Origin of the sequence: Hydrogenophaga sp. (genome assembly GCF_022844385.1) — a bacterium.
Classification (GTDB): domain Bacteria; phylum Pseudomonadota; class Gammaproteobacteria; order Burkholderiales; family Burkholderiaceae_C; genus Hydrogenophaga.
The window spans coordinates 1-5,606 of record NZ_JALHLX010000176.1 but is presented as its reverse complement, the minus strand read 5'-3'; the positions used below and the strand labels follow the sequence as shown (position 1 = coordinate 5,606).

General features: G+C 59.1%; 7 protein-coding genes. All 7 read left to right on the top strand.

Features of this window, described 5'->3' with window-relative positions:
- The first annotated feature begins 258 nt into the window (after window positions 1-258).
- Window positions 259-561, top strand: coding sequence for a hypothetical protein (locus Q0C59_RS18215; protein ID WP_291218206.1), 303 nt, complete (start codon window positions 259-261; stop codon window positions 559-561).
- A 41-nt stretch (window positions 562-602) separates the two neighbouring features.
- Window positions 603-1,502 carry an AAA family ATPase gene (locus Q0C59_RS18210; RefSeq protein WP_291218204.1) on the top strand — a complete coding sequence of 300 codons (900 nt, stop codon included), beginning with the start codon at window positions 603-605 and terminating at the stop codon, window positions 1,500-1,502.
- A gap of 14 nt (window positions 1,503-1,516) precedes the next feature.
- On the top strand, window positions 1,517-1,984 hold the full coding sequence (locus tag Q0C59_RS18205) for a hypothetical protein (protein WP_291218202.1): 468 nt from the start codon (window positions 1,517-1,519) through the stop codon (window positions 1,982-1,984).
- Entirely contained in the window at window positions 1,981-2,481 is a 501-nt protein-coding gene (locus Q0C59_RS18200; RefSeq protein WP_291218200.1) for an HORMA domain containing protein, read from the top strand. The genes Q0C59_RS18205 and Q0C59_RS18200 overlap by 4 nt, the downstream gene beginning before the upstream one ends.
- Window positions 2,478-3,380 (top strand): CBASS oligonucleotide cyclase, encoded by a 903-nt coding sequence (locus Q0C59_RS18195; RefSeq protein WP_291218198.1) that lies wholly within the window; start codon window positions 2,478-2,480, stop codon window positions 3,378-3,380. The genes Q0C59_RS18200 and Q0C59_RS18195 overlap by 4 nt, the downstream gene beginning before the upstream one ends.
- Before the next feature lie 29 nt (window positions 3,381-3,409).
- Window positions 3,410-4,945, top strand: coding sequence for an SAVED domain-containing protein (locus Q0C59_RS18190; protein WP_291218196.1), 1,536 nt, complete (start codon window positions 3,410-3,412; stop codon window positions 4,943-4,945).
- A 78-nt stretch (window positions 4,946-5,023) separates the two neighbouring features.
- Window positions 5,024-5,606: SMODS domain-containing nucleotidyltransferase (locus Q0C59_RS18185; protein ID WP_291218194.1), on the top strand; the 583-nt coding region annotated here is incomplete at its 3' end.

Genomic DNA, 5,606 nt, shown 5'->3' with positions numbered 1-5,606 from the left:
CTCGTCTGAGCTCACCAAGAAAGAACAGGGTGAAGTCGATGTGCGACAGCCGCTCTCGTTGTATTCGGGTCAGCGCGTCCAAGGAGGGGGCCGTGTTTGGGCTGTTCTGGGATTCCATCTATGAATGATACCTATGCAGCCGCTCGAACCTCATCTCAACAACCCTTTGATCTAATCAAAATGATCATGTATAGTGATGAAAACTATCTCAGACTGGCATCGTGGTGATGTTGGTGAGGTGGCATTACAGAGGAGCCGATGGTGCTTGAACGGGTTGTTGACTACTTCTATCAGCGTGGACGGCTGCGGGGCGCGGGCCAACTTTTGACCAACGTGGCGGCGTACTGGTGCATGTTTGGCATCGTCGGGCAAGTCGTGACCGCCGTGCCCGCCGCAATTCAGCGCCGCCCGGCACAGACGCTGGCCGATGCGGTGCCCAACGTAGCGACTTGGTGGGTTCCCGAACATCCGGTCGCATTCGGCCTTGTCATCGGCTTGGGCGTGCTGGGGTTCTTCCTTTCGATCACAGGGAAGCGGCTGGACCGCTACCTGAACGCTTAAACGGGCCGCGCGCGTCCACCCTGCCCTGAACTACGAAAAACATGATGCCAAACCATTCCGAAGCTCCCAAGGGCATCCACCGCATTGTCAAGCTGCCTGAAAAGGGCTTGGCAGATCTGTGGAAGTCGATTGTTGTCGACGACGAGATCAAGTCTCGCCTCGTCTCGCAAGCGATCGTCAACTTCACCGTCCGTCCCAAGGTCAAGCGAACCGTCCTGCCGCTGCACGGCGCTATCCTCCTCGTCGGACCGCCGGGCACGGGCAAGACCTCGCTGGCGCGAGGCCTGGCGAACGAGGTGGCCACGCTGATGTCGAAGGCGGGCTTCACGTTGCTGGAGGTCGATCCCCACGCACTTGGAAGCGCCATGATGGGTAAGACCCAGAAGGCGGTTTCTGAGCTGTTCTCGCAGACGATAGCTGAGGCCGCAATGCGAGGCCCAACCATCGTCCTGCTGGACGAGGTCGAAACACTTGCGGTCGACCGCTCCAAGCTGAGCATGGATGCCAACCCGGTCGATGTCATGCGAGCTACCGACGCGGTCCTCGTGCAGCTGGACGCCTTGGCAGAGCAGTTCAACAACATCTTGTTCATCGCGACTAGCAACTTCCCCCAGGCGATTGATGCCGCGTTCACGTCGCGCTGCGACCTGGTGCTCGAAGTTCCGCTCCCCAACCGTGATGCCTGTGAGCAGATCCTGACCGAATGCCTGACGGAACTGGGCGAGATTTTCAAGGGAATCGAAAAGCTGCCTCACGAGGCCGGCTTCAAGCGTGTGGTCGCTGACACCGTTGGCCTGGACGGCCGAACGATTCGCAAGGTCGTGGCCAACGCGCTCGCTTCGCGCAAAGAAGTGGCGGTGGCCCCCGCGAAGCTGACCTTGGCCGACATTCAGTCCGCTGTAGCCCTCGCGAAGGCCGCGCGCCAGAAAGGCAAGCAATGAGCAATGCAACTGTCGTGAAGCGCGTCGTCCGCGGGTCACCTCACAGGGATTCTGTCGAGACGTGGGACTTCATCGTCGACTTGCTGACCCAGGGGACTTCTGGGGCCAAGCGTGACGAGCTGCTCTCCATCGCCGGTATCGCCAGCTCCATCCTCACGGAGATGGCGCCCAAGGATGCAGCCATCGTCGTCGAGTGCAAAGGCCCGCGAACGCGCATCTATTGCCTGTACGACGAGAACGCCATCGATGGCAGCGATGCCAAGGAAGACGCGTTGGGGCACGATCCGCTGGAGGGCGAGTGGTTCATCTCGCTGCCGTGTCCCAAGGATGACCTGGCCTGGGTCGGGCGCGCACTGAAGGCAAAGAGCACGCGTATCACCGCCCGTGACATGGCCTCAAAGCTCGGCTCCGAATCCTCTGAGGACACCAAGAGCGCCGCTGCGGACTTCTCCTTTGACACCAACGACTTCTTGAAATCATGAGTACCGTTGCCGTCCATTCCTATTCGCACTCGGTCAGCTACGTTACCGACAACATCCTGAAGAGTTTCAAGGACGTCCTTGTCCATAGCGGCCTTGACCCACAGAAGCTGGCCGGTGACCACAAGGTGCTGCATGCAGGCATCAAGCGGTGGATCGAAACCGAGTACCTCGAGTCTGTGACTCTTGAGATTTACCACCCCAAGACCGACGCCCTCATCCGGCGCTGGGATATTGCGGTCTCTTATGCATGGTCGTCAGACGCAGGCAACTTCTGGGTCGATACCGACGCGATTCGCTATGCCATCCAGAAGTTGGGGCTGCATCCGGCCGAGGCTCTGTACAGGGTCGTGGTGAAGAACAAGTCAGGACGGCCTGACGTTGAAGGGTGGTCCGCCACCGACTTCAGGTCAACCGACGGCATGGTGCGTCAGAGCATCGGTACTGGCGTTGAGCACAACGGCCTGAGCGCAAACACGAGCTACTGGAGACCAAAATGACTCTCACGGTGAATGAGGCATTCCGCAAGTTCAAGAGCCGCCTGGAGCTGAACCAGAAGGAGCAAGACAACGCGTCGGCCAAGCACACAGAGGTGCGGGACTATTTGCACACCAAGTTCGCCATTGAAGGCGACTTCTTGACGGGGTCGTACAAGAGGCACACGAAGACCAAGCCGCTCAAGGACATCGACATCTTCTTTCCGATGAAGCAGACCGAGCGGCATTACCGCGACAAGGCCGCTAGCGTCGTACTTGATGACTACAAGGCTGCGCTGGTCGCGAAGTACGGTGAGAAGGCTGTTCGCAGGCAGAGCCGCTCCATCAACGTCGACTTCGGCGTTGAGATCAAGGACGAAGACAAGACCGACTACAAGGTGTTGAGCATCGATGTCGTGCCCGCATTCACCTGCTGCGACAACTACGAGATCCCGGATGGTGACACCGGGAAGTGGATCAAGACCAACCCCAAGATTCACGCGCAGAAGGCAGTAGACGCACACCAAGCCTACTCCAGTGAGTGGAAGGGGCTAGTGCGGATGGTGAAGTACTGGAACAACAACCCGAAGCACGGTGAGAAGCCGGTGAAGCCTTCGTTCCTCATCGAGGTGATGGCGCTTGAGTGCCTGCACGGCGGCTGGGGAGGGCAGTTCGACCGGGAGCTTCAGTCCTTCTTTGCCACTCTTTCAGACCGCATCGGCGACACGTGGGACGACCCAGCGAAGCTTGGCCCGCCCATCAGTGGTTCGATGGACGCTGCGCGCGTCGAGCGGGCGAAAAAGCTGCTGACGGCTGCAGCAAGGGCAGCCGACCATGCCATCCATCTTGTCCGACAAGGCAAGAACGGTGAGGCGCTGCGTGCTTGGCGAGACCTGTTCGGTCCGATGTTCCCGCTCACATGAGCCTTGCTTAATCAAATGCAGGACGACAGATGACACAGGCAGTCAACACAACTCGATACGGTCAGGCCTTCCAAGCGCGCATCTTCTGGACCTATGCGGCCAAGCTGTTGAGCTCCACCACAGCCGTCCGCCGAGTGGGCTTTGAGTCTGGACCCAGAGGCTTTGATGACGTTTGGGTGGAGTACGACCCGAGTCGGGGGCTGCTGGATCAGTTTGGCAGGCGGCTGCAGGTGGAGCGATTCCAGTGCAAGTGGCACGTAGGCAACGGCACGTTCACGCATGTGGACCTGACAGACCCCAAGTACTCCGGTGCCACGACAACGTCGCTGCTGCAGCGTGCTCGAGATGCCCACCTGTCTGACCAGTCCGGAGGCTTTGCTTCACGCATCCGGCTCATGACCAACCACCGCGTTCATCTAGAAGACGTTCTCCACAAACTGGTTGAGCAGCAGCACCACACATTGAAACTCGATGAGTTCTTCCAGGGCACGACAAAACAGAGTAAATACTGGTTGGCACGCGAAGTCTGGAAGCAGCATCTCAAGGTGGATGAAGCAGAGTTACGCGCATTCTGCGAACGTCTCGCGTTGACCTCAGTGTCAGAGTCGTTGGATGATTTCCGACAGCGCATGAATGAGGCGCTGCACTCGTATGGCCTCAAGCCGAGCGAGCCAGGATCCAGCTCGACGAGCTATGACCAACTGCCATACGACTGGCTTGCACAAGGCCGAAACGAATTCGACGCCAAGTCGTTCCGCGAGGCCTGCGGGGACGAAATGTTGTTCGCAGACCAGGCGCCGCCGCCGGCGAAGGTCTTCGGCGTCAAGTCGTTTGAGCATGGCTTCGACCGCCTGGAGGCGCGCTGCGATGAGGTTCTCAATCTTTTGCCTGAATTCTCCGACCGCTACCTGAGGCCCGAGTTCACATGGGAAAAGGACCTCCTGCCAAAGCTGAACGCATTCATTCGTTCAGCCGGGCAGAAGGAGCAGCGACTTCGCCTCGCGATGGACACTCACCTGACGCTGGCGTTCGCCGCGGGGACCGTGTTGGACACCAAGTCCGGAAAAATTGTGGAGCTCGAGCAGCGCACTCGTGGTGGTGCTGCCATCTGGGCTGCCGATGACGTGCCTGTAGACCCCACCTGGCCGAGCTGGAAGTTCAGTGAGTTTGACCTGGAAACCGGCGGAGCCGAGGTGGCTGTAGCAGTGTCCATCACCCGGACCACGGAACAACAAGTTCGTGCCGACCTCCTGGGCAAGCCGAGCGTTGGCCGCTTGGTGGTCGCAAGCCTCGCGAGTGGCGCATCGCAGGCTGCAGTGTTGAATGGCGCCCATGCAGATCAACTGGCAGACCGACTGGCTAACCACCTGAAGGATCTGAGGTCTGGAGCGGGCACCGCAGTTCGCCCTGCATTGCATCTGTTCATGGCGGCGCCATACAGCTTTGCGTTCTTCCTCGGCCGGCATATCAAGGTTTTGAAGCCGGTAACGTTGTACGAGTTCGACTTCGATGGCGAACGCGGCGGCGGCTACGTCCCCTCGCTCACCATGGCAGTCGGCAGCTAGCGCAGCACTCCTGACCGATCTAGTGACTCAACTTATCCGGGGTTGAACGTGAGGAATATCGAGGGACTTCTCAGGGGCATGGCGAGCAAAGTTGAGCCGACGGCGACTCAGAAGAAGGCCGCAAGTGCCAGTCACAAGTACTTGCGAGATCTCATGGACACGGGCGGCATCGGTAACCGAATCCTCCGTAGCTTCTTGAGCGGTAGCTATGTCAGAGGCACCGCGGTGAATCCGCTAGGCGACGTGGACATCATCTTCTTGATCGATGAGTCCAAGTGGGCAACGGGGTTTTTTTCAACGCGGCCCGAACCTAGCGTTGTTCTGCGCTCGTTCGCGGACGCGGTTCGCTACCGCTACGAAAAGTCCTCAGCCTTTACGCAACGTCGCTCCATCAGGTTGGAGCTTTCGCACATCGATATCGACTGCGTTCCGGCTATCGAGATACCGGGGAGCGACTACATCTGGGTCGGCGACCGGAAGGACGATGCCTGGATCAAGTCCTCGCCTCAGCTGCACCACACGGCGCTGACGAAGGCCAATCAGCTGTGCGATGGCTGGGCCGTGCCGGCAATAAAACTCTTGAAGGCATGGAACAGGTCACTGCCCGCAACGGCCCAAGTGCGCTCTTTCGTCATCGAAACGATCGCAGTTACAGCACTAA

Excerpts from the sequence above, each read along its gene's own strand:
- Q0C59_RS18215 (WP_291218206.1), top strand. The coding sequence starts at position 259 with ATGGTGCTTGAACGGGTTGTTGACTACTTCTATCAGCGTGGACGGCTG.
- Q0C59_RS18210 (WP_291218204.1), top strand. The coding sequence starts at position 603 with ATGATGCCAAACCATTCCGAAGCTCCCAAGGGCATCCACCGCATTGTC.
- Q0C59_RS18200 (WP_291218200.1), top strand. The coding sequence starts at position 1,981 with ATGAGTACCGTTGCCGTCCATTCCTATTCGCACTCGGTCAGCTACGTT.
- Q0C59_RS18195 (WP_291218198.1), top strand. The coding sequence starts at position 2,478 with ATGACTCTCACGGTGAATGAGGCATTCCGCAAGTTCAAGAGCCGCCTG.
- Q0C59_RS18190 (WP_291218196.1), top strand. The coding sequence starts at position 3,410 with ATGACACAGGCAGTCAACACAACTCGATACGGTCAGGCCTTCCAAGCG.